The sequence below is a fragment of the Haloarcula hispanica ATCC 33960 genome, from assembly GCF_000223905.1.
Taxonomy (GTDB): Archaea; Halobacteriota; Halobacteria; order Halobacteriales; family Haloarculaceae; genus Haloarcula; species Haloarcula hispanica.
Genome location: NC_015943.1, coordinates 401,211 through 426,609, shown reverse-complemented (window position 1 = coordinate 426,609; position 25,399 = coordinate 401,211). Strand labels below are relative to the sequence as shown.

Annotated in this window: 11 protein-coding genes; 10 read left to right on the top strand and 1 reads right to left on the bottom strand. The window is 59.9% G+C overall.

Annotated features, from left to right (window positions below):
- The first annotated feature begins 46 nt into the window (after positions 1–46).
- From HAH_RS17045 to HAH_RS17025, 5 genes are all read left to right on the top strand, one after another.
- A complete protein-coding gene (locus HAH_RS17045) occupies positions 47–889 on the top strand; it encodes a DUF1819 family protein (RefSeq protein WP_014030944.1) in 843 nt (280 codons plus the stop codon).
- Positions 886–4,569, top strand: coding sequence for a hypothetical protein (locus tag HAH_RS17040; RefSeq protein WP_014030943.1), 3,684 nt, complete (start codon positions 886–888; stop codon positions 4,567–4,569). The genes HAH_RS17045 and HAH_RS17040 overlap by 4 nt, the downstream gene beginning before the upstream one ends.
- Positions 4,566–5,147 carry a BREX protein BrxB domain-containing protein gene (locus tag HAH_RS17035; protein WP_014030942.1) on the top strand — a complete coding sequence of 194 codons (582 nt, stop codon included), beginning with the start codon at positions 4,566–4,568 and terminating at the stop codon, positions 5,145–5,147. The genes HAH_RS17040 and HAH_RS17035 overlap by 4 nt, the downstream gene beginning before the upstream one ends.
- Complete coding sequence (locus tag HAH_RS17030; RefSeq protein ID WP_014030941.1) at positions 5,144–8,986, top strand: hypothetical protein; 3,843 nt, start codon at positions 5,144–5,146, stop codon at positions 8,984–8,986. The genes HAH_RS17035 and HAH_RS17030 overlap by 4 nt, the downstream gene beginning before the upstream one ends.
- A 162-nt stretch (positions 8,987–9,148) precedes the next feature.
- On the top strand, positions 9,149–10,192 hold the full coding sequence (locus HAH_RS17025; RefSeq protein WP_014030940.1) for a PDDEXK family nuclease: 1,044 nt from the start codon (positions 9,149–9,151) through the stop codon (positions 10,190–10,192).
- Between the two features lie 115 nt (positions 10,193–10,307).
- On the opposite strand, the gene HAH_RS17020 is transcribed toward HAH_RS17025, so the two are convergent.
- Positions 10,308–10,505, bottom strand: a complete 198-nt coding sequence (locus HAH_RS17020) for a hypothetical protein (RefSeq protein ID WP_014030939.1) — start codon at positions 10,503–10,505, stop codon at positions 10,308–10,310.
- A 205-nt stretch (positions 10,506–10,710) separates the two neighbouring features.
- Between HAH_RS17020 and pglX (HAH_RS17015) the strand changes: the two genes are divergently transcribed.
- The 5 genes from pglX (HAH_RS17015) to HAH_RS16995 all read left to right on the top strand — a co-directional run bounded on the left by pglX (HAH_RS17015) (position 10,711) and on the right by HAH_RS16995 (position 25,139).
- Positions 10,711–15,078 carry a BREX-5 system adenine-specific DNA-methyltransferase PglX gene (gene pglX / locus HAH_RS17015; RefSeq protein WP_014030938.1) on the top strand — a complete coding sequence of 1,456 codons (4,368 nt, stop codon included), beginning with the start codon at positions 10,711–10,713 and terminating at the stop codon, positions 15,076–15,078.
- Between the two features lie 59 nt (positions 15,079–15,137).
- Entirely contained in the window at positions 15,138–15,671 is a 534-nt protein-coding gene (locus HAH_RS17010; RefSeq protein WP_014030937.1) for a hypothetical protein, read from the top strand.
- Between the two features lie 2 nt (positions 15,672–15,673).
- Positions 15,674–17,866 (top strand): BREX-5 system phosphatase PglZ, encoded by a 2,193-nt coding sequence (pglZ, locus tag HAH_RS17005; protein ID WP_014030936.1) that lies wholly within the window; start codon positions 15,674–15,676, stop codon positions 17,864–17,866.
- Positions 17,867–17,944: 78 nt separating this feature from the next.
- A complete protein-coding gene (gene pglX, locus HAH_RS17000) occupies positions 17,945–22,141 on the top strand; it encodes a BREX-5 system adenine-specific DNA-methyltransferase PglX (RefSeq protein WP_044952607.1) in 4,197 nt (1,398 codons plus the stop codon).
- Positions 22,142–22,223: 82 nt separating this feature from the next.
- Positions 22,224–25,139: a helicase-related protein gene (locus tag HAH_RS16995; RefSeq protein ID WP_014030934.1), complete on the top strand. Its 2,916-nt coding sequence runs from the start codon at positions 22,224–22,226 to the stop codon at positions 25,137–25,139.
- Positions 25,140–25,399 lie beyond the last annotated feature (260 nt).

Sequence of the window (25,399 nt, the reverse complement as noted above, 5' to 3'; positions counted from 1 at the left end):
CGGTTTTCCCTATCAACTAAGTGGTGTGGCCGGTTCGAGATGATATATGACTCTCCGCACCGACGGGAGGGGTGTTTCTCTACCGTCGCTCGACTCGACGTTTTCTGACGACGAAGTGACGATGGTTCTTACTAGATGCGGGCTTCTCGTTGACAGAGCGGAGACGCTCGCTCGACTGTACGCCCACCATCGGGACTGGACGGTTGTCGAAGAGAAGTGGATCGAAGAGCGATTCGACGAGCGCAGCACGCGTGGGAGTTCGAAGGGCATCTACCGCGCACTCAGTTCGCGGTTCAAGACCGCTGGCAGCGAACTTCCCTCTATTGTCCAGCTCCCCTCTGTACTCGACCGGTGTGAGACGGTGCGTGACAAAGCGCAGGTGTTGTATTTCTATTTGCTGGAAGACGATCCCCTCGTGAGGTACACGGTACATCGATACGTCGACCGCCTGCAGGAGTCCGGTGTCGACGGGCTGGGATTCGAGCAGGAGACGATAGAGCGCCTCCTGAGCGAGTTCCATTACGAGGACGGGAGCGAGTTTGACTATGCTGAATCGACGACGCGACGGTGGGGAGAGGGGCTCCGGTCGGTGCTGCGCGATATCGGTGTTCTCGACACACAACAGACCTTGCAGGGACAGATCCCAAACCTCGGGTCGACGCCGTTACTCGTCGCATCAGGCTACTCGTGGGAGATCCACGGCGACGACTGGCTCTCCCAGCCGACCGGCTGGCTCTACCTCTTCCAGCCGGACCAGTACTGGGACGCCCTGGCCGAACGCGTGAGCGACGATCCGAACTGGGAAGCGAGCGGGATTCACGGTGAGTTGCGACTCCAGCCGGTCGATGACACGTACGGCTGGGCTGAACCGTGGGAGGGCGAAGTGTGACGGACGAGGGCTGGTTCGCTGCCGACGTCGGGAGCGATTTCGAGGAGTCCGTGCGCATCGACCGCGAAGACGACGGGCGGGATCATCGGCTGGAATCGATCGACACCTACCACGTAACGGAGGAGTCCGAGGAGTTCATATCCGACTTCTTCTCACGGCTACTCGGTCGGTCCGAGGATATGCGGTCAGGCGCGAACTACTGGCTCTACGGGTACTACGGGAGCGGAAAGAGCCACCTCCTCAGCGTGCTCCGCGGACTTCTTGACAGCGAATGGCTGCGACAGCGGGACGATGTCTGGGAACGGCTACCCGACGGTCGGTCGCTAGAGACGCTCGAGTCAACGTGGTCATCGATTCACGAGGAATACGAGGTCATTCCGGTCTCGGTGAACCTCCTGAAGCATCAGGGCCAGAAGAAACTGAGCTTCAGCGAGATCGTCCTCCGAAGCGCCCACACGTCGGAACGGCTCACTGGTGCAGAGGGAGGGCTCTCCTCGCAACTCGACGTTGCCTTCTTCGAGGACTGGTACCGGACGACCGACGCGTGGGCCGACCGGACCGCCAACACCCACACGGCACTCCGGGGTACGGTTGACAGCCCCGAGAAGTACAACTGGGAGGACGTGCAGCAGTACAACGCTCTAGCCGACGCCGTTCTCCCGACACTCTTCGAGCAGGAGACCGGCACGGCGGATGGTCTAGATGACCTGATGCCGTCGGATCTCGACCCACAGGCGATGGTCGAGCGCCTCGAACAGTTGCGGAGCGATCGCGAAGCGGAACTCGGCCGCCCGGTCAAACTCGTGCTGTTGCTCGACGAGGTCAGTCTCTTCATCGGGACGGATTTCGACCGCCTCACCGAGTTGCAGACGCTCGCGGAGAGCGTCGACGAGACCGGCGACGGTGACATCCAACTGGTGGCGACGGCACAGGCCAAAATCGAGGACGTCCAGCCGCAGTTCGCGGCTCGCGGGGCCGACTTCAGCATCGTCAAGGACCGGTTCCCGCATCGGTTTGGCCTGCCGAGCCGACACGTCGGCGAAATATCGACGCAACGGCTACTCAAAAAGTCGGAAGCCGGGAGGGAGGACACGGAGCGCGTCCTCGACCGTACCAGCAACGAGCCCGAGACACTGCTCGTGTACTCCGGTATCGAACAGAACACCGAACCACCGCTCGACAACATCGATCGCGAGCGTCTCATCGAGTTCTATCCGTTCCTCCCGTATCAGCCACCGCTGTTTCTCGAAATTCTCTCGAACCTCCGGCAGGAGGCCCACGATCCGGCAAAGTCGATTTTCTCGGGAACCGCACGGGCGATTCTGGCCCTCGTTCACGGCCTCCTGCAAGAGTGGCTAGAGGCCGGCGACGAGACTCACGTCATTTCGCTTGTCGACTTCTACGACCTCATCGAGCCGGAACTCGATGACATTACGCCACAGGACGTGGGAGTCATCGAGGAGATCGAGGAACAACACGAGGCAGGCGAACTGGAGGAGATCGACGTGGCTGTCGCGAAGGCCGTGTTGCTCCTCCAGCACATCCCGGACACGATTCCGATGTCCGAGCGGAATCTCGCAGTCGCCGTGTTGAGCGACCTCGACGGCCCGACCCAGTTCCAGATGGAGAACCGCGTCGAGGACTCGCTCCAGCGGCTTCGGAAATTCATCCGTCCGACGCACGACGAAACCGGGCCGAAGTACGCGTTCACGCATCCGGAAGAGCGCGAGATCATCGAAGCCGCAGAGCGGAACCTCGACAACCCGGACTGGCAGTCCATCATCGAAGCCGTGGACGGGTATCTCTGGGACGACATCGTGCGTGACCTCTCGCTCCCGACGTCGGCCGAGTACGGAGAGACTGGCGAGCAGTACCCCGTTCGCTACGGGTTCAGTATCGACGGGATAGAACTCGACACGACCGTCGACGCTGCGGACGCACTCGATGTCGAGGTCGCCGTCAGAGGTATTTCACCTGCGGCGACAGACGTCGACCACGACGGCGACCCGCTCGAATGGACGATCGGTCAAGACGGGCTCGACGACCTCCGAGATAGCCTCATCGAGTGGTGGTCACTCAGAGATGCCGTCGGAGACCACACACTCCCACAGTCTGTCGAACGAGATCTCTCCGATCGCGCGGCTCGCGTTCAGAGCAAGCTCGTCGGGGCTCTCGATAGCGGGGCATTCGACGTCAAGGATCGCGGCGACCAGATCGGGGGCATGGGCTCGGGAGTCGAGGAGTATCTCGACGTCACCTATCCCGACGACTTCCATCCCGTAATGTTGCAGGTCGGCGACGAACACTTACAGGAGCTCCAGAGACTCTCCGCCCAGGACCCGCTCCCTGCGTGGGCCCGGCAGATCGATGTCGCGACAGAAGACCCCGAAACGCACGGCGGGTCGATCCAGAACAACGTACGCGCCTTCACCGGCCGACAGTTGAAGCAACGCGGCGGGAACCTCGCGATGGCGACGATCCTCGACGGCATCGTGAAGAAGAAGCCGATCTACGAGGACGCTCGCCCGGCGCTGTGTGCGATTATCTGGGGGCTCTGCCGGAAGGGGGACTTCCTGCCCGTCGACGAAACGGGCGACTCCCTCGAACTCGACGCCGTCATCGACCTCAACAAACTGACGACGACGCGTCTCAAGATCGCGGGGAGTGGCGGTGTCCGAGGGATTCTCCGCGAGGGCGGCTTCATCGACTCGACGGAGACCATACCGGACGGAATCGTCAGGCTCCAGTCCGCGAACGACACGCTCGCGGGTCGACTCGGGAGTCTCGTAGAAGACGTCAAACTGGTCGCCGAGAGTGACATCCAAACGCGAGCCGTTCGCACCCTCCTCAAGTCGTTCGCGGGGGCGCTCGAAGCCGAGCAGCAGAGCGCTATCGACCGAAGAGAGGCCGTCAAGTCACGCAATACCGACTGGGCGGCAGTCGTCGAAGCAACCAACGACGCACAGGGATGGTACGACGACGCCGAGGAGGTGTGGAATTTGCGCCTGCCCGCGCTCACACGAATCGACGCGCAGCTAACGCTCGCCCAGCAGTCGTACGACTGGCTGACCGAGGAGTGTGACACGGCCAGCCAGACGCTCCGTGGGAGTATCGACGGTTACGAGGGCGAGTGGTGGACACACGATGGGTGGGATCGGTTCAACGACGCCCAAACCACCGCACCGGCGCTCAACGACGCGATCGGGACCGCGTGGGACTCGTTCCGAGAAGAAACCGGGGTCGATGCGTTCGTCGACGAGTTACAGGCGCATCCGTGGATCCAGCCCCTGAGCGAGTTCGAATCGAACGTTCGGCCGGCTTTCGAGAGTGAATACATCACACCGCTCCGCCGCGCCGCATCGTGGTACGCTGACGTCTCGAACGCAGTGTCGACGGTGACTGGCGGAACGACCAACGCCGAAGCTGACGACTTCATTCGGGCAACGAACGCACTCCTCGACAACGACCCTCTCGCCGTGGTTGCCGGTAGCGACATCGGCGATTTACGAGCGACGTTCGAAGAGCTACAGACACTCGTTGGGGAGCAGTCTCCCGCGGACGTCACGGCGATCGGGGTGCTCCCGTCGGATCGCGAATCGCTTGACTCAGAACTGGAACGGCTCGTCGAACACCACGACCTCAGTGTCGAACGGACTGAAACGGGGGTTATTATCCGATGACGACAAAACGTCCCTTCCGGGACTTCACGGATCGGATCGCACAGTTCGCCGACGGGCGACGCGGCATCCGAAACCCGTTCGTCATCGTTCCCGTCCAGCCGAAGTACGAGCGACGCGTCGCCGAACGGCTCACCGAGTGGGCGACGAACCCGCACCGAACCGAGGAGTTCCCGGACGACGGAACCGTCCAGATCCTCCGGTTAGACGAGGTGTTCGTCGAAACAGAAGTCTTCGAACTCGCAGTTGACCTCGGGAAGCACAGCCAACCAGCGACGATCACCGAAACGATGCAAGACCGGCTAGCGGAAGAACTGGTCGGAATTATGCTCGATAGGATCGAGGCACCGGGCGAGCAGCGACACGTCGTCCTCCTCACACATCTCGGCAGCCTCTACCCGTTCACGCGTGCGTCGGAGCTCCTCGACGAACTCGACCGTCGCAACGTCCAGTCGACTATCGGCATTCCGTTCCCCGGAGATATCGTCGGTGGGAAGCTGAGTTTCTTCGGCGAGGAATCGCGTAACTACTACCCGGCCCACCAGATCGAAGGCCGGGTTGAGGGGGTGCATCTCCAATGAGCGACACACACATTCACGACATCTTCCAGCAATCACCGACTCGCGAACTCGAAGAGGTCCAGAAGGTAAACGCCAGAGCGCAGGCCGAAAACGACGTTCGCGAGTTCTACGAGACCGACAGCGCTCGCGACGTGCTGACCACGCTGGGGGACCTCGTCGACAAGTATCCACACGAGCAACCGCGTTTCCTCTACATCTCCGCGACGTTCGGGTCGGGGAAGACACACCTCCTGAAACTCATCGGCTTCGCCGCCGATACCGAATCGGAGTTCACCGATCTCGGCGAAGAGTTGGCGAACAGGTGGCCGGGGTTCCAGTCGTTCCGACAGAGCGTCGCTGACTCGCACGTCGACCGGCTGAAACCCGTGTTCCTGAACCTCCTCAACCGGGACGCAGCACAGGAGCCGCCGCTCCCGTATCTCATCTACGAGGCGATCGGCCGCGAACTCGGCTATCCGACTGATCCGAACTGGCTGCTCGAGTGGGCGTGGCAGCTCGACATGAACCACGGTGACTGCTGGGAGCGGCTACAGCAAGTCGAGCACGACGGCCAGACGTTCGAGGATGTGTACGACGAGCGGGCGTCGCTACGGAGCTGGCTCTACGACGCCGTTCCGACGCTCGATGACTCGCCGTTCGCGTCTCGGGCGGAGGTCAAGCAGTCGATCGACGACGCCATCGAGGAGGTCGATCCCGGTGAGTTCGACTCCGCCGATCTCGTCGAGCGCATCGAAGCGGCGCAAGCGTCGCTGAGCACGCCGGAGACCGAGACGGAGTTGCTGATCGGGCTCGACGAGGTGGCTCTGTTCATCGGCGATGGCCGCCATCGCTACAGGGAGTTCCAGGAGACGATGGAAGCGCTGACCGAGCTCGGCGTCGGGCCTAACCCGCCGGTCATCGGGACTGGACAGTATCCGATCGAGCGTATTCACGGTGAGTTCGACGATACGGAAGTCACGGAGCAACCGTGGTACGGTGCCCAGGAACCGTTGGAGGGTGCCGACACCGAGATCATCGTCCGGAAACGGTGGCTGCAGAAGGATGTCGAGGGCGGACAGGCCGTCGAGACCGCACTCCGGGAGATGCCCGACCTGACACTCGACGCATACACAGATATCGCCGGGGCCGATCCGGACGCAGTCGAGTCGTACCCGTTCCGGGAGTACGACCTCGGGTTGCTCCGGACGGTGATTCAGCAACTGATGCCGCGGGGACGCGTGACCGAAGAGGAGTACGTGCAGGGTCGGGCGTTGCTCATCCTCGTCCGCTCGCTGTTCACGCGGTTCGAGTGGGGCGACAAGCGGGTCGGTGCTCTCGTCACATGGGACGAACTGTACGACCTGCTGGTCGAGGAGACGACGTACGTCCCGCTCTGGGTACAGGAGATGGTCGAGAACAAGCTCGTCCCCTCGGCGGGCGGCGACGAGAACTCGTTCTCAGTTCGGGTGGCAAAGGCGCTGTACCTGCTGAATCAGGTTCGGTCCGCGGTGCCGTCGACGCCGGCGAACCTCGCCCGACTGATGGTCACGTCGACCGACGAGTCGTTCGAGTCCGTCCGAGACGATGTCGAATCGGCGCTGTCTGCCCTCCTCAAGGATCGGAAGGTGCTGACGGAGACGAACGACCGCGGCGACGAGGAGTACCTGCTGGTCTCCGAGGAACAGGAGGACATCCTGACGCGGGCGAAGACTCGCGCACGGCAGATTCCGTCGCATCGGCTGTCGGCCAAGTTGGAGAACTCCATCCGGGAGGGCAGCGATCGATTGCTCTCTGCTGGCAGTCGACACGAGGTGGATTTCGAGGGAGAGCGCAAAGTCCCGCTCCGGTTCGGCTACTCCGTCCTAGACCCGATCGAGCAAGCACCGACGCCGGAGTTCGACGCCGTTCGTGTGCGCTTGGTCGCGAACCGCGACGCCGAGATCAGCGACCAGGTTACTGCGTGGCAGGCAACAAACGAGGGCCGTGACGGTGGTGAGCATATCCTCGTCGCCGTCAGTCTACAGCAATCGACAATCGACCGCCTGCGGGACGTGATGGGGATGCAGGAAGTGCTCTCCGAAGAGACGGATACCTATCCGGACCTTGAGTCCGATCACCGCGACGAACAGCGGGCACTCGAATCGACGATTCGCGAGCAGCTCAAAGAAGCGGACGTCTACGTCCGGACGGGTGGGACGAGAGGGCGGTACGAGGACGCGTTCGAGCAGGTCGTTCAAACGGAAGTCCAGTCCGTGTTCAGCGGAACGCGGTTCGTCCTGACGAACGGTATCACGGAAGTCGACGACGCCAGGCGGATGGCACAGTTCTTCCGCGGTGTCGCCGACTGGCCGCTCACGAGCGAGGACGCTGTCACGCTCGGGGTGGATACAGACCGCGCCGAACTCGCCGACGGCCGGTGTCAGGAATTCCTCGACGAGTACGCGGACACCCAGTCGCTTCGTGCCGAAGACGTGCTCACCCAGACTGTCCAGCGCGGCGGCGCGTATCGCGGGACGCCCCAGGAGTCGATCTCGGCACTGCTGATCACGCTCGCTACGGCCAACGAGATCGCACTCCGGCGGGACGACGAGTACATTACCGAACCGGAGGAGATCGGACGGGCGGTCAGAAACAAGACGAACCTGACCGAGATACAGATCCGCTTCGAGTCGATAGGCAAGATCGATCCAGAGCAGATCCGGGACACCGTCGAGACGCTGATCGGCGATGAGCCGGACGGGACCGACCCCGACGCGTGGCTCTCCGCGTTAGCCGAGTGGGTTGACGAGAACAGCGTGCTGGTGAAACGCGTCCTGCGAGGTGTCAGCAGGGAGTTCGGCGACGGCGCTTCGCTGGACGAACTCGAAACGGCGCTCCAGCCCGCACTCGGGGGCGAATCACTCGAAACGGATGCGTTCGCGTCCGAGACGGTCGAACGGCAGTCCGAGCGGTTCGCTCGGGCCAGCGGGCTCTTCCAGCCGAGCGAAGACGGCCAGTCCCTCTGGGAGCAGTTCAGCCAGCGGACAGTGGAGATGAAGCGGCGCTACCCCGGTCCGGACATTACGGGGGAGATGCAAGCAGTCATCGGCGGGGACGAAGTGCCAGATGCCGACCGGCTTCGAGCACTACTCGAAGAAGCTGACACACACAGGCGTACCGTCGTCCGTGCGCAGTACGAACGCATCACGGGCGGACCGCCGACGGACGAGGAGCCCGAGAGCGTGGTGTCCAGTCTCGCGACGTGGCTCTACGCACACGACGGGAGCAGCAAGGAAACCGCGGACCGCGTCGCCGTCGAATTCGACGGCGTAACCATCGACGACCTCTACGATCTCTTCGAGACGGCGTGGCGGGGTGACTCGTTCTCCGAGGAAGCCCTCGTCGACCCGACGGTCGTCCAGCAGGCCAAGCGGTACGAGCGGGCACGGCGGCTCCTCGAAACATCCGGTGGCGAGGCCTCGCTCTGGTCGCAACTCCGGGACGCGTCGAAACGACTCGCGGAAGACCATCCGAATCACCCAGTCACGGCCGACGTGAGCGAGATGCTCAGCCGGTCGCAGCCGCCGAGTGTCGACGATGTAGAGCAACTCCTCGATGCGGCAGAGAACCCCTTCGAGGTAGACGAGCGACTCGAGGAACTCGCCAGCGAACTGCAGTCCGAGTATCCCGACCACGATCTCACCCAAGAGGTCGTCAATGCAGTAGAGGGAACCAGCCCGCCGAGTGAGGAACGCGTGGGTGAATTGGTCGAAGACGCCGAGCAGTTGCTCGACGGTGTTGACGAGCAGCTGCGACGGATTCGGGAGACCATGGATGAACTACCGGATGGCTCTGTGATGGTGATCGAGTCGCTCGACTGACGGTCTGGTGTTGCAAAACACCGAATTCATTTATATTCAATTCGCAATTACGCAACACAGGGCCGTAATCACGGTCGAACCGACGTGCCCGTCCAAATTCTCTCCCATTGTTACTGGTGGCTCCAAAGGATTATCATGCGTCTGTGATTCTATCTCGACATCATGCTTAGAGTCGGGGACAAGGAAGACGTTTCCACGTTAGAAACGGTCTCCCTGAAGGAAGAGGGATTTCGTGAGGATGACCTCCGAGAGTGGATTATCAATAGTCCCGAGAGCATCCTCGGAGAGGACTTTCGACTGGTCGGACGGGAGGTCTCTGTAAAGCAGATCGGCGATGGCATCGACCTTCTCGCCATCGACCGAGACGCTAACGTGGTCGCTATCGAACTCAAACGAGGCGCGCTAAAGCCGAAGGTCGATTTTCAGGGACTCAAGTACGCCGCCTACACCTCGCACTGGGATTACTCCAAACTCCGCGACCAGTTCGAGAAGTTCAAGTCCACGTCGTGGGGTCGGACGCTCTATGAAGAGGAAACCACGTTTACCGAGGTGCTTGACGAGTTCTGCAACGAGGACTACACGCTCAATCAGGATCAGCGAATCGTCTTCGTCGGTGAATCCGTCCGCGAGCGGCTGGACATCGTGCTCCGGTGGCTCAGCGACAGATCGATCGACATCTCCGTCATCGAGTTCCAGCTCCTCAAGGACGGCGACCGGCTGTATCTTGACGCAGAGCAGACGATCCCGACACCAGAACACACCGTGACGGACGTAAGTCCCGACACCTCTGACGAGCCGTGGAAGGAGGACGGACAGAGTTGGCACCTCAACGAGCGTTCAAATGAGGAAACAGCCGGTTTGCTGGAAGACGTCACAGCCGCGCTGCAGGAACTGGAGTTCCTCAACGGGCCGGAGTGGGGGCAGAAGCACTACGTCGCGTTCAACAAGGGCCGAAAACGTCGCACCGCGATCCGGACGAAGCGGACGCTGTTCCACATCGACCTGTACGACGTCGATACGGCGTCGCTTGACGCTGCGGAGATTGCGGATGCACTCGGGATCGATGCCGAGTCGGTTGCAGTCAAAGAGGATATGCGGGGCAGTGGCCGAAGCGGAGTGAGAATCACCTGTAACCCGAATCAGGAGATCGATTTTGACGCGCTTGAATCTCAGGCTCGGGAGATACTCGGCGAGACTACCGAGTGAGATAGAGGGCAGCAGAGGCTGCAGCTCCACTCTTTTCGAACCTAGCACCGGGTCGGCTTTCCGCTGTGTCGGCCTTCTGTTCACGGAAGGCGCTTAGAATGCTGCGCTGTGGTTGTTAGAATCCGCTATTCTCGGCCATTTCCAGAGCTTTCATCAGCACAATAAGGATGAGCGCGATGATCGAGAAGAACCCTGCAAGCTCAAAGAGCGCCATCGGGTTCTCTACGAACCACCAGAAGATTGGTTCGAGAAACTCGATCCCGTAGAAGTCCGCAAGTATCTTCGATATCACGGCACCGAAGACGGCTATCAACAGTAGATACAGGAAGTACCGAAGCTTCCGAGGGCCGGCGAAGGCATCTACTATACCTCAGCTTCCACATTTTGGCATAAATGCTTCGTGGAGGGTTACCCCCGTCGGCCTATCTCCGAGTGCTAATCCAACCGCCGTCCGAGAGATCGAGGGACAATCTTCAAGACATCGCAATGGCTCTGCTTGAAACATCACGGATTCTCGTATGGACGGACAATCTACCCACCCCCGCAAGGCCCAGCTCGACAAGGAAGAACGCGAGCATCTCGAAGCCGTCGTCACCGAGATGCGCGACCGGGTCGAGGCGAACGTTCGCTACCAGCTCGAAGACGAGTACGGCCTCGACGAGAAGCCGGACACCGTCGGAGCAAGCGCCGACGAGTCCTCCCTCGCTGCCGCTCGCGAGGACGGCGACGCGTCCCTGAGCGAGACGCAGGAAAACCTGGTCGAGGCTATCGAACTCGAAGCCGCCGACGGCCACGATTGGGAGGCCGCTCACGAGCAGTATATCACGGGCGTCGGCTACACTATCGTGAACCGTCTGGCGGCCCTCCGATGTATGGAGGTTCGGGACTTCATCGACGACGAAGTCACGTCGTTCCGTGACGACGGCCTCACACCGGCCGCTGACCGGTTGGTTACCGAGGAGTTCATGCTGGAGGAGGAGGCCGTCCTCGAAGCCTATCGGAACGAATGCGACGCCCTCGCTGATGAAATAGAGATCCTCTTCGACCGCTCGACCGCCTACAGCCTGATCGACCCCGACGACGACACCTACGAAGATCTCTGCGGAATGCTGGACGAGGTCCCCGACGAGGTCTGGCGAGCCGACGACGTACTGGGGTGGGTGTACGAGTACTACAACGTCAAACTCCTCGATGACCTGCGTCGGAAGGGCGACCGCGAAGGATTGGAGCCCGAAGACGTGCCGGCGGCGAATCAGTTCTACACGCCCCATTGGGTCGTCCGGATGCTCACCGACAACTCGCTCGGCAAACTCTATCTCGAAGACAACGGAACGCTGCAGGAGACCGTCGAAGCACAGGACGCGCTGACGCCGGACGAGCGCAAGAACCGGCCACTCTCCCCCGACGAATCCCCGGACTTGGCGGATTTCTGTACCTATCTCGTTCCCTCGGAGGAGGAAGGCGAGCCACCGGCGTTCGACGGCCCAGAAGACATTCGCGTCATCGACCCGGCCTGTGGAAGCGGCCACTTCCTCCTGTACGCGTTCGACGTCCTGGAGCGCATCTGGCGAGCAGAGACCGACCTTGACCACGCGGAGATTCCGCGGGAGATTCTGCGGCACAACCTCCATGGTGTCGACCTCGATATGCGGGCCTGCCAACTGGCCGCGTTCAATCTCTATCTGAAGGGGAGGACGCGTGCCGAGGCCGAAGGGGCAACTGGCTTCGATATGCCAGAAGTCGGCATCGTCTGTGCTGACGCGAAGGTGGCTGACATCGAGGGCGTCGAGGAAGTGTTCGACGAGGTGGCTGGCGGCAAATCGGACGTAAAAGACGCACTCAGGCAGATCCTCGACGCATTTGAAGGAGTCCACGGACTTGGTAGTCTACTTGATGTACGTGGTACACTTGATGAGCTATTCGAAGACAAAATTGATCAGGAAAGTGTACAGATCACCCTCGAAGATGACCCTCGTGACGATCATACACTTGGCCAGATTCTTCACAGTCTTCGAGATGCAGTAGACGAACATCGACAAGGAGACTCGTTCTTAGCTCAAGACTTACGGAGTTTCATTCGGTTGCTAGACGTGCTAGCACAGGACTATGATGTTGCGTTGATGAATCCTCCCTACGGATCGCGGAACAGAATGCCACCCTCAGTAAAAGAATATATTGATGATCACTATCGATACCCTGCTGAATTTTATGTAAACTTCTTTGAAGTGTGTGATGACATCACCAAGAATCACGGTAGAATTGGGATGCTCGTTCCGCGGACATTTATGTTCAAGGCTCGTGCGGAGCAGTTCAGATCTGATTTCATAGGTGGTGAGGGGAGTTTCGACTTCCTTGCAGAGTTCGGTTTAGGAGTTTTAGATAATGCAACTGTAAGAACAGCAGGAACTGTTGTTAGGTCTGGTGTAGAGCCTGATCCATCTGGAGAGTTTATCCGTCTATATGATCTCGAAGCTTCGAGTAAAGAGGAGAAGTTTGTTGAAGTTTTATCGGGTGACGAACCGGACGTTCAGAGGTTGTTCGAGGTGGATTTAGATTCATTTTCGAAGGTTCCGGGGAATACAATCTGCTATTCCACCCCCGAAGAAGTTCGGGATCTACATGATACAGAATTGAGGTTAGACTGTGAGGTCAGCGATATTGATGGAGAATCAATCGGATATGCTCGGCAAGGAATCGCGACAACGAACGATTTCCGGTTCATGCGGTTCCACTGGGAAACTGATGATTTCGATACGTTCAACCCTATTGCTACTGGTGGATCGGACGCGTGGATTTTACCCCAAATTGTGGAAGTTGTTAGATGGAGAGACCAAGGAACTCGGATCAAGAGGTATAGTGGTACTGTAAGAACACCAAACGAGTTTTTATATGGTAGAGAGGGTCTTGTCTGGACACGGTCGAAAGAGACGGGTAGACGGTTCGGATATTACCCCTCTGATGGATTATTCAGCCAAACAGGGTACTTGTTTGTTCCAAAGGATTCAGATCTACTGTGGCAACTACTTGCAAGCCTAAATAGCGACTTGTACCACTCTCTGTTCTTATCACTTACCGTTGAACGAGATTGGGTCGGTGGTATTGTAGGTCGTGCTCCTTGGATCACGGCGTTTGAGGGTGAGGAAAAACTAGAATCCTTAGCAAAAGAACAACTCAGTATAATGGCGAGCACAAAAACAAGTGATCCAGTTAGTCCATACTATATCTCACCGGACATTCTTCCAATAACAGGTGATCGAGGGTATTTCTACCAACATCCTCATTCAAAGAAGATTGACCTAGTATCTGAGGCAAAGGAGCAGTCGCCACCGAAAGAAGAAAGCATTATAGAGGCTGCGAAGACCGCAAAAACGGAAGGAATATCGACTAGACAAAGGTTAGAGACTCTTGCAGAGAATATTAACAGTCTTGTCTACGATTTGGCTGGTATATCAGGAAATACACAGAAACAAATTGAAGAAGAGATCCGCCTTCGGACTGGTAAAAATCAGAACAGCGAAAGTAATGAAACTGTTTCTGAAACACCTGATAACTTAGAGGAACAGGTCAAAGACCTCATCCACCACTTCGCGGTGGAAGCCGTCCGCGAAGAAAACGACGGCGTCATTCCACTCAAGAGCGCGGACGACCAGCCCGATATGCTTGATCGGATCGTCGACCGGTTCCATGACGCGTACGGCGAGTACGCCGAAAATCGCCTCGTCGAAGTTGACGACATCCTCGGGGCTGAGTCGGCCGCCGACGAAGCCTACCCCAACCTCCGGGCGTTCATCGATGACGACCTTTTCGAGTACCACGTCGAGACGATGGAGAACACGCCCATCATATGGAAGCTCAGTACGGAACGGCTCCTTGCCGACGCGAAAGGCGAAGGCTTCGCCTGTTTTGTTGACTACCACCAGCTTGACGCCAGCCTCTTCGACCGGCTGAGCAACCAGTACCTTGAGCCCCGGAAAGCTGAACTTCGCGAACGCCGGGCAGCTGCGAATCAACGGCAGAACGACGAGTCGCTCTCGACCAGTGAACGGGCCGAGGCTACCGAAGAGTTTGAATTCTGCTCAAGCGCCCTCGAACAGATCGCCGAATTCGAAGAGGTGATGCAGGAACTCGGCAGCACGAGCGAGCGCGACTTCGATGAGGATGACCGTGAACTCGTCGAAGAACTCGCACCGAAGGTGGCTGCGTTCCGCGAAGAGACAGCCAAACGCATCGAGACGCTCGAACAACTCCGCGAGATGAACGGCGAGGAGTGGTTCCAAGACACCTTCTCGGACAACTTCTGGGAGGCGGTCAACGAATGGAGCGATGAATGGCTGGAGGCTCTCGACGAACTCGAAAACGCCTGCGAGGAGTACGCCAAGCCGAGTGACGAACCCGTTGAGGCTCACCTAGCAGACCTCTTCGACTACTTTAACTGGCGACTCAAGGGCTCGGATCACTACTCTAGCACAGGCATCCTCTTCATGACCTACTACTTCGAACGTGAGGGGAGTAAGCTCCTCAACGGCGAGGGCGAACCGTTCGACACCCTCACTGAAGACGAGGAGATGCTCGCCTCGCTTGCGACGGGCGTCAACGACGCGTCCGTCCTCGACGAGGAGTACCTTCAGCAGATGGCAGACGTAGAGGACGTCGACGATATAGACGACTTACCACCGCTAGCGGAGTTCAAGGCGCTCGCCGAGGAGATCAACGATCGCTGCCAGACGGTAGACAAGCAAATTCCCTCGGACTGGTCAGACCGGGCACTATCGGAGATCACGACCGCTGGCTACCAGCCCAACCAGAATCACGGCGTCATTATCAACATCACGCCGCTCACGGAGAAGAATGTTGTTCCGGAAGTCGTTGAGGACAAGGTACTCTGATTGCTGTCAGAGAAGCTAATGGTGAGTAAATAAACCCTCAACTCAAAGAGACCACTATCATGACCATCAGTATTTTTGCCGAAGACGCGGGAACTACGCGGGAAGAGACAGATATTCCGTTTAAGCGGTTCTATCAAGGTGGATTCCTCACAGTTTCCAGCCTAGCCGATCAGCTTGGGGAGTATGGGGACGTTCAGTTACACATCCTATCGGAGCGATTCGGACTCGTCAGAGGGGGAGAGAATGTGAACAAATGTCGTCCCCAAGACCAAGCAGCGAGTGAAGATGAAGGAGAAGTTCTAAGCACAGTCTTAGAGAGAGTTGCTGATTCAGATGTCGTAGTAATTCTCCTTTCGTCATCTAGATTCGACTCTCTCATAGTAAGTAACTGGGAACAAATTGTTGATCGAGCAAAGCCCGACTCTGTATGGTGCCTTGGTGCAGCTCGAAGCTCCCTCGACGCTATAGATTTTGACCCGCTTCAACAGAAGAACTGCGAAATAGTCACCTACGAGCGAGTCGGTGTTGCACGAATCAGCAATGAGGTACGAGAGAAACTTCTAGAACAAGTCGAACAACAGCAGTCAGAATAATCATGCAAGCGAAACAGACCCTTCCCGAAGCCGCGAAAGACACCATCCGAAAAAAGTTCGACCGAGCCGAATCAGCGGACCCGATTGTCCTCTGGTGGGACGACGGGAACTACCTCGAGGACATCATCGAGCAGGCCTGCGACGAACTCGGCGTTCACCTGAAAGTCGCCGAGGAGACGCCGCTGGAACTCCGTGCCAACCCGGTCGACGGCGAACAGGTCTGGTACGTCCCACACGTCAAAGAGCCCGAAGACGCCGAGGGCGACTTCGACTGGTTCCGCGACGTCGAGCACACCGGCGGCGACGTGGAGATGAGCATCGAAGACCTCACCGTCCACGCGTTCGAGCGCGGGCAACTCGACGCGTGGGAGCTGAAAACCGCGACGCAGGCGGACGACCCCACAAAGCGCCGCGAGATCGCGCGGATTCTCCACGACCAGCTCACCGGCGGCCAGCTCCCGACGCTCGAACAGCTCCGCACGCGGATCGTCACCGGCGGCTACACCGACCCGGTCGCGTTCGTGCTGGAGAACGGCTGGGGCGATATCGACGACAGCCCCGGAACCATCGAGCAGATGCAGGACTTGCTGACCAGCGAGGGCGTCGACGCGGTCGCCAGCGAGGACGAACCCGCGGGGATCGTCGCGGCGACGCGTCGGTGGGCCGTCGCCGAGTGGCTGATCCACGCCGGTGTCGACGCCGAACGGTTCCCGACGGAGTGCCGCGCCGAGACGGCCGGCGATCACGACCTCCCCGAACTCAAGTCGCTGTTGAACAACACCACCTCGGCCGGTCTCCTCGCCGACCGCTACCTCGGCGAAGCGACCTGGCCCGACGTCGTCGCGGCCGTCGACGACCCGTGGGACCTCGCGGACTGTCTCGTTGACGCCGCGCTCGAACGTCGTCTCTGGGAGGAGTGGCACGCGTCCTTCGACGCCGGCGACTACGAGACGTGTCTCGAGCGCGCGGCGGAGCGGTACGACGCCCTCCTTGGCAGCGAGGACTTCCGTGGCACCTACCGCGGTGCCTACGGCCCGGACAGTCCGTGGACGCAGACGTGGGAGCAGGCCGCGGAGGTCGCCCGCCTCGCACACCAACTCGAGACGTGGGACGAGAGGGCCACCGACGACGTCGTCTCGCTGTACGCTGATCCGGACGACGGAACGTGGCAGATCGACAACGCGATGCTCAGCCTCGTCGTCGCCGGCGCGCCCGAGTCCGACCTCCCTGCCGACCATCCTGCCGTCGATACCCTTGACGACCTCCGCACCCAGCTCCAGTCGGAATACGTCGAGTACCTCGAAGCCCTCGGCGACCGCGTCACCGAAACTGTCGAGGCCGGCGCTCCGTTCGTCGACGAGGACCACTCCTATCAGTTCTTCACGAAGGAGTCCGCCGGCCTCGAAAGCGGCCAGACGGTCGCACTGTTTGTCATCGACGCCCTCCGACTCGACCTCGCGCGCCGGCTCGCGGACGAGTTGCGCGACTACGTGGCGACGCTCCCGGCCGACGCCCCCGAGTTCGCCGTCGACGAAGACGTCTGGCTCGGGACGCTGCCCTCGGAGACCGAGTTCGGGAAGGCCGCACTCACGCCGGGCGAGATCCAGATGTTCGACGTCTCGCTGGTCGACGGCGAGTTACAGCCCCTTCGAAACAACCGAAAGGTGAACACGAACCGGCGGAACTCGCTGTTGGGCGGCGACGGCTGGACGGTCACTCGCGACACCGAGGACGGCTGGCAGTCGACGCGCGTCGCCTACTTCAAAAACGACCTCGACGACATTGGCGAGAAGGAACTCAGCGACCTCGAGGCGATGCTGGCCCGACGCGTCGACTCGCTCGCGGAGTTCATCGGGACGAAGCTCGAACAGGGAGAGTGGGACCAGGCCTACGTGCTGACCGACCACGGGTTCGTCCTGCTCCCGGACAGCGCGTCGCCGGAGAAGATTTCTCGGCCAGCGGAAGCGTCCGACTCCGGACGCCGATGGATCGCTGGGGAGGACGTGGACGAGGATTCGCCCGGCGTGTTACTCGACTCCAGCTCCCGGCTGGGGTATCTCGATGCCAACGTCAGCGTCCTGGCGAGCCCGCTCAAGCGGTTCAAAAAGCAGGGCCTCGGGGACGCACGGTTCTACCACGGTGGCCTGCTCCCACAGGAGTTCGTGCTCGATTTCATCAGCATCACGCAGGGGTAGCTGTCCTGGTCGAGCCATCGCGATGGGGCAATATTCAAGAGACCACAGTTGTACTGGGAGAATATCACTGACTCTCATATGGATGGGAACGCTCTGGCCCCCCGAAAGGCGCAACTCGACAAGGAAGAGCGCGAACACCTCGAAGCGGTCGTCACCGAGATGCGAGACCGTATCGAGGCGAACGTTCGCTACCAGCTCGAAGCGTCTGATCTGGCAGACCGTCCTGATGACGCGTCCCTGAGCGAGACGCAGGAAACCCTCGTGGAAGCTATCGAACTCGAAGCCGCCGATGGCCACGATTGGGAGGAGGCCCACGAACAGTACATTACGGGCGTCGGCTACACGGTCGTCAATCGGCTGGCCGCGCTTCGCTGCATGGAGGTCCGGGACTTCATCGACGACGAAGTGACGGCCTTCCGCGACGACGGCCTCACCCCGGCCGCTGACCGGCTTGTCACCGAGGAGTTCATGCTGGAAGAGGAGGCCGTCCTCGAAGCCTATCGGAACGCGTGCGACAAACTGGCCGCGGAGATCGAGATCCTCTTCGACCGCTCGACCGCCTACAGCCTGATCGACCCCGACGACGACACCTACGAAGATCTCTGCGGAATGCTGGACGAGGTCCCCGACGAAGTCTGGCGGGCCGACGACGTGCTGGGCTGGGTGTACGAGTACTACAACCGTCCCGTTGTCGAGGCGCTCGACGCGAAGAACACGCTCGAACCGGAGGACGTGGGACCGGCGAACCAGTTCTACACGCCCCATTGGGTCGTCCGAATGCTCACCGACAACTCCCTCGGCAAACTCTATCTCGAAGCGACTGAGCAGGAAGACGCCGTTCCGAATCCGGACGCTCTCAGCCCCGAAGAGCGAAAAGAGCGCTTGGTCACGCCGGAGGACAGCCCGTCCGTTCCCGAACTCTGTACGTACCTTATCCCTGACGAGGAGGCCGGCGATGCACCGGAGTTCGATCATCCGTCGGAACTGCGGGTCATCGACCCGGCCTGTGGGAGCGGCCATTTCCTCCTCTATGCGTTCGACGTACTGGAGCGCATCTGGTGGGCCGAAACCGATCTCGACCGAGCCGAGATCCCGGCGAAGGTGCTGGAGCACAACCTCTACGGCGTCGACATCGACCTGCGCTCGTGTCAGCTCTCGGCGTTCAATCTGTATCTGAAGGCCAGAACACGTACCGAAGCGGAAGACGGCCAGTTCGAGATGCCCAGCGTCGACATCGTCTGTGCGGACGCCCGCGTGGCGGACGTTGAGGAAGGCGCAGAAGTGCTGGACGACATTACCGGCGAGGGAACGGACCTGCGTGCTGCGCTGGGAGAGATCATCGACACGTTCCAGCACACGGAAGCCCTCGGGAGCCTGCTGGACGTGAGCGGGACGCTCGAAGACGTGTTCGAGAGCGGTCAGACGGACCTCTCGGACTGGGGCGACGGAACACACCAGTCGCTGAACTCCTTCTTGAAGGCACTTCGAGAAGCCGTTGGTGAGCGCTCGTCAGATTCGTTCGGCGAACAGAACCTCAAGAGTTTCCTGAATCTGCTGGTAGTGTTAAGCCAATCGTACGACGTGGCGCTTATGAACCCGCCGTATGGTTCGGGGGGACGAATGCCGGACACCGTGCAGGAATACGTCGAAGAGAACGAGAATTACAAATATACGACGGAGTACTACATCAACTTCTTCGAGGCGTGTGATCGGCTGGCCAAAGCCGACGGACGCACGGGGATGCTCGTTCCGTGGTCGTTCATGTTCAACAAGTCCTTCCAGACCTTCCGGGAGGATTTCGTCGGTGGGAGAGGTGCGTTCGACTTCTTCTCAGAGTTCGGGTACGACATCCTCGACAACGCGACCGTCGGCACTGTCGGGACAGTTGTTCGCTCCGAGGCAGACAGCGGGCAGACAGGGACGTTCATCCGCCTCCCGGATGTTGCAAAGGGTGAGAAGGAAGGGGAATTCATCCGCGCGTCTTTCGAGGGGTCTGAAACCGGTGTCAAGCGACTCTATCACCGAGACCTGTCCGAGTTTGCGATGGTTCCCGGCACGCCGCTTTCTTATTGGGTGCCACGAGGCCTGCGAAGCATCTATCAGTCCGATACCGTTCTCGACGCGGATAATGCGGGCTTAGAGGACCGGGAGACGCTTGGAGACATCAAACAGGGTACCGCAACCGCAGACGATTCCCGGTTCGTGCATAAGTTCTGGGAAGACAGGGGCGCTGAATGGGTGCCGTTTGCGAAGGGGGGCGCTGATGCGTGGCTTTTGCCTCGAATAAAGAACACCCTCCTCTGGGGAGAAGACGGGACGGAAGTCGATAGATACCCGAAATCCTACCCCCGCAATACAGACGCCTACTTCAACGAATCATTAACGTACACCGTCGCAAAGCGAAGCGGTCGGAGGTTCGGGTATCTCCACGATTCGTCCGTCTTCGGTCACAAGGGCTCGGTTCTGATTCCGGATCGGGCTATCTGGAACGCTCTCTCGTACACGAATAGCCATCTATTCACGTATCTGATGCTTGCACAGACCTCCGAGCGAATGTGGGAAGTCGGGTTCGTCTCGAAAGTCCCGTGGCGGACAGAACTCGAAGAGATCGACGAACTGGCGACCCTCGCCCGGGAAGCCGTCGGGCACCTCATCTCGAAGCGGCAGTACGACTTCGTGTCGCCGCATTACGATGGGCCTGTCCTGCTCGATGCACTCGGTGTCGATGACCCGCTACCGCAGTACGATCATCCACACCGCGAGCTTCGGGACGAACTTTCGCTCGATAGCCCGACACAAACTGTGTCCACGGCAGACTCGCTCAATCAGGTCGGAACTGCCGCCGCGAAACACTTGGCGCGAGTCGAGCAAACCCTCCAGTCCTGTGCGAACGACATCGACGATGCCGTCTTCGATTGCTTCGACATCACCGACGGGCAACGCGAAACGATCCTTCAGGAGATCGCGCTCCGAACCATCGAAGATCCACGCGAACAGGAAGTGTATGCTCCAGCGGCCATCTCAGAGCCGTCTAGCGACTTCCCGGAACAGGTCAAAGACCTCCTTCTCCACTTCACGCTCCGAGCGATCAACGACACCGATGACGGCATTATCCCGCTTTCCGAAATCGACGGCACGGACGACCTTCTGACCCACATCGAGGCGGAGTTCGAACGTGTCTGGGGCGAGCACGCGACCGACCGCCTCGCGGAAGCCGACGCGGTACTCGGGAACCGCAACGCGAGCGACGAAGCGTACCCGAACCTTCGGGCGTGGCTCGAAAACGACCTGTTCGAGTACCACGTCGCGGAGTTCGACCGAACGCCGATCCTCTGGCGGCTTTCGACCGAGCGACTCGTTTCCGACGCCACGGGCGAGGGCTTCGGCTGTCTCGTCGATTACCATCAGTTGGACGCGAGCATCTTCGACCGACTGCAGAACCAGTATCTCGAACCGCGGCGGACGCACCTCCGCGAACGCCAGGCGGCGGCAAACAGCCGTCGGAACGACGAATCGCTCTCGACCACTGAGCGAGCCGACGCCGCCGAAGAGTACGACCAGTGTGAGAGCGCCCTCGAACAGCTCAGCGCGTTCGAAGAACGGCTTGGCGACCTTTCGCAGGCCACCCCGCGTGACTGGCCCAGCGTGAATCAGGAACGCGCGGCCGAGGCGGCCGAACGCGTGGCGGAGTTCCGGGAGCGGACAGCATCACGGCTAGACACTCTCGAAACCCTCGCCGACCTGAAGGACGTAGATATGGCAGACCTGTTCAGTCCCTCGTTCTACGAGACGGTACAGGAGAACAAAGACGAGTGGGTCGATGCGCTCGACGACCTACAGACTGCCTTCGAAGCGTACGCCGAAGACGGCTCCGAACCCGTCGAAGCACATCTCTACGACCTCTTCGAGTACTACGACGATCTCGTCGGCTCCTCCCACTACGCGAGCAACGGGATCCTGTTCATGACGTACTACTTCGAACAGTTCGAGGATGCCGAGCAGTCACAGATCGGAGACACCGGCGTCGCCGAGCGGCAGCGACTGCTCGCAGAACTCGCGGCCGACGTTGACGAGTATCGGCAACTGGCCGACGAAATCGCTGCAAACTGCGACGAGGTTGCGACCGATATCTCCGGCGATTGGGAGGAACGGGCGCTCTCAGAAGTCGTGACCGCGGGCTACCAGCCCACCCACAAACACGGCGTCGCGATCAACATCACGCCGCTCGCCGAGCAAGACATCGTCCCGGAAGTGGTGGCGGACAACGTACTCTGAGGCGGTGGGGAACCGATCTCCGTCAGAGGAGGTGGCTGACAAGGTTCAAGAGTCTATGCCGTTTTGGAACACGTAGCACTCGATGACGGATTCTTCATTCTCGTCCGGGCAACGAGTCCTTCTCAACGGAACACCGGCTGAAGTCATCAAAACACAGACAGTCGGCGAGATCGAATATTTGAGAGCGTATATCGAGGGGGAAGGCGTCAAGACTGTCTGTCTCGACGATGTAGAGATTCAGCCACAGCAGTCCGGAATCGAGGAACTGGCCAACCAGCGAATCGACGACCTTCATCCGGATCACGATGCGGTCGCGGCGCAGTGGTTCGACCTCCGGACGCAGGCGACGAAGCTCAAACTCGCTCACGAACAGGGACAGCTCCTGAGCATCTCGAACTCGCTCGTTCGGCTCGAACCGTATCAGCTTGACGCCGTAAACTGGGTGATGCAGAAGCTCCGGCAGCGGGCGCTTATCGGTGACGACGTCGGGCTCGGGAAAACGATAGAGGCGGGCCTCGTCCTCAAGGAACTCGCTGCACGGAATCGCGCTGACCGCGTCCTGTTCGTCGTTCCCGCCCACCTCCAGAAGAAATGGATCCGGGATATGGACCGCTTCTTCGACATCGACCTGACCGTGGCAGACCGCGCGTGGGTGGAAGGTGAGCGCCGACGGCTCGGCGAGGAGGCTAACATCTGGGCCCAAGACCAGCAACGGCTCGTCACCAGCATGGCGTTCCTGCGGCAGGACGAGTTCCGGCCTGCACTCCGGGACGCGTTCTGGGACGTCGTCGTGGTCGACGAGGCCCACAAGGCTGCAAAGCGGGGGGACTCACCGAGCAAGACGGCACGGATGATTGACGCCGTCACGGGGAACTCCGACTCGTTGCTGCTTCTCAGCGCGACGCCACACGACGGGAAGGGCGAGGCGTTCCGCTCGCTCGTGGAGTACATCGATCCGTTCCTCGTCGCCGAAAACCAGGAACTCTCACAGGAAACAGTCGACCGCGTCATGATCCGTCGCGGGAAGACCGACATCTACGACGAGGACGGTGAACGCGTCTTCCCGGACCGCGAGGTCAACTCGGTATCGGTCTCGATGACCCACGACGAACGACAGTTCTACCGGGCTGTCACCGACTACGTGAAAAACGTCTACAACCGCTCGGAGAAGCTGAACGAACCCGCGGTCGGGTTCGCGATGGCGCTCATGCAGAAACGACTGGTGAGCAGCGTCGGCGCGATTCACGCGACGCTCCGACGACGACTGGACGACCTTCTCGACGAAGAGGCAGAGACAGACGGTCTTTCCGAGGAAGCACGAGCCTATCTCGACGGCGAGGATCTAGACGAGGACGACAAGCAACACGCGGAAGACGAGATCGCCGGTCTGACCGTCACCAGTACCGACGAACAACTCCAAGAGGAGATCGATACGCTCCGCGACCTCGTGTCGCTGGCGGAGGATCTACCGGTCGACTCCAAGGCCCAGAAAGTCAGACGGTTCATCTCCCAACTCCTCGAGGAACAGCCGGACGAGAAACTCCTGTTGTTCACGGAGTACCGCGATACGCTGGACTACCTTCTCGAATTCGTGCAGGACGAGCCGTGGGCCGACGAGATTCTGGTGATTCACGGCGACGTTGACAAGGACGAACGGACCCGGATCGAAGACGAGTTCAATCACGGGCAGTCACGACTCCTGTTCGCGACCGATGCAGCGAGTGAGGGGATCGATCTCCAGCACAGCTGTCACATCATGGCTAACTACGAGCTTCCGTGGAACCCGAACCGCCTCGAACAGCGGATCGGACGCATCCATCGCTACGGACAGGAAGAGGAGGTCAAGGTCTGGAACTTCCTCTTCGACGACACCCGCGAGAGCGAAATCTTCGAAATGCTCCAGACCAAGGTCGAGGAGATCCGCTCCCAGCTCGGAAACACAGCGGACGTGCTTGGCATCCTCGACGACATCGACGTGGATGCGCTCATCATGGAGTCCATCGAGAACGACGACCCGCCGAGTGCGACCAAAGCGGAACTCGAGGAGCTGATCGAGGAGCGCCAGCGGACGCTTGAGGAGTGGTACGAGCGGAGCCTCGTCGATACGAGCACGTTCGACGCGGAGAGTCGCCGGCAGATTCAGGAGGTCGTCGACGAGTCAGCGGACGTCTACGGAAGCGAGGGAGACATTCGCGAGTTCTTCGAGCGAGCAGTCGAAGCCTTCGGAGGCGAATTCGAGAAACGCGGTACCAACCTCTATCAAGCCGAGTTGCCTGATGGGATCAATTCGCCCGGCCAAGATGCGACGTTCGGCCCGTTCACGTTCGACCGCGACTTCGCGATGGATCACGAGGACATCACCTACCTCGCTCCGGACACGGACGTCCTGCAACGGCTCATGGCACGCGTGTTGGAGGACGAGCGCGGTGCGGTCGGACTCAAACTGCTGCCGTTCGTCGACACGCCGGGGATCACCTACAACTATCGCGTGGCGTTCGAGGACGGCACTGGCGATGTGATTCGTGAGGAGACCATCCCCGTCTTCGTGGATGCGACGCAAGGGGACGCTCAGCAGGCGCTTGGTGAACGTGTCGTCGAAGGCGACTCGGTAGCAGCAAAGCCCGACGTCGACGACTTGCGAACGGTTCTCGACGCTCAATCCGACTTACGGGCGGCCGCTGACCGGTACGTGAGCGTGCGTGTCAACGAGATCAAGAACCATCTTCAGGAGAAACGTCACAAGGAGACTGCCCAGGAGTTGGAAAATCTCGAGGAGTATGCACAGGCGGAACGAGAACGGATCGAGGCCTTCATCGAGGAGTACGAGCGCAAATCCGACGCCGGCTCGGATATGGACATCGCGATCCGTGGCCAACAGGAGCGACTTGCACAGCTCGAAGAGCGAATCGAGACACGTCGCCGTGAATTAGAGCGCCGAGAACAGATCATCTCACTGGCGCCCGAGGTTGAGAACTACTGTTTGACTCTCCCATTGTGAATCGGTTTCTGAATGAGACTACCTCAGTGTCGTAATTGCGACGGGCTCGCTGACAGTCGGCTGAATAATTTGCCTTCCGAGAGAGCGTTCGTGGCCGCGCAACAATCACAGAACCGATAGACTGCAAGCCGATATCACAACTGTTTTTGTTACCAACTGTGTACCGGTAGGTGGGTTCTGGTCCTCGCTCCATTTCCCCCTTGAATCCGATTCAGATCATCGATTGGCCCGAGTCCAGAACCTGTCGTCGTGGATGACGA

What these genes read in the sequence shown, in the direction of transcription:
- HAH_RS17030 (WP_014030941.1), top strand. Translation starts at nt 5,144, where the DNA reads ATGAGCGACACACACATTCACGACATCTTCCAGCAATCACCGACTCGC.
- HAH_RS16995 (WP_014030934.1), top strand. Translation starts at nt 22,224, where the DNA reads ATGACGGATTCTTCATTCTCGTCCGGGCAACGAGTCCTTCTCAACGGA.
- pglX (WP_014030938.1), top strand. Translation starts at nt 10,711, where the DNA reads ATGGACGGACAATCTACCCACCCCCGCAAGGCCCAGCTCGACAAGGAA.
- HAH_RS17035 (WP_014030942.1), top strand. Translation starts at nt 4,566, where the DNA reads ATGACGACAAAACGTCCCTTCCGGGACTTCACGGATCGGATCGCACAG.
- HAH_RS17025 (WP_014030940.1), top strand. Translation starts at nt 9,149, where the DNA reads ATGCTTAGAGTCGGGGACAAGGAAGACGTTTCCACGTTAGAAACGGTC.
- HAH_RS17010 (WP_014030937.1), top strand. Translation starts at nt 15,138, where the DNA reads ATGACCATCAGTATTTTTGCCGAAGACGCGGGAACTACGCGGGAAGAG.
- pglZ (WP_014030936.1), top strand. Translation starts at nt 15,674, where the DNA reads ATGCAAGCGAAACAGACCCTTCCCGAAGCCGCGAAAGACACCATCCGA.
- HAH_RS17045 (WP_014030944.1), top strand. Translation starts at nt 47, where the DNA reads ATGACTCTCCGCACCGACGGGAGGGGTGTTTCTCTACCGTCGCTCGAC.
- pglX (WP_044952607.1), top strand. Translation starts at nt 17,945, where the DNA reads ATGGATGGGAACGCTCTGGCCCCCCGAAAGGCGCAACTCGACAAGGAA.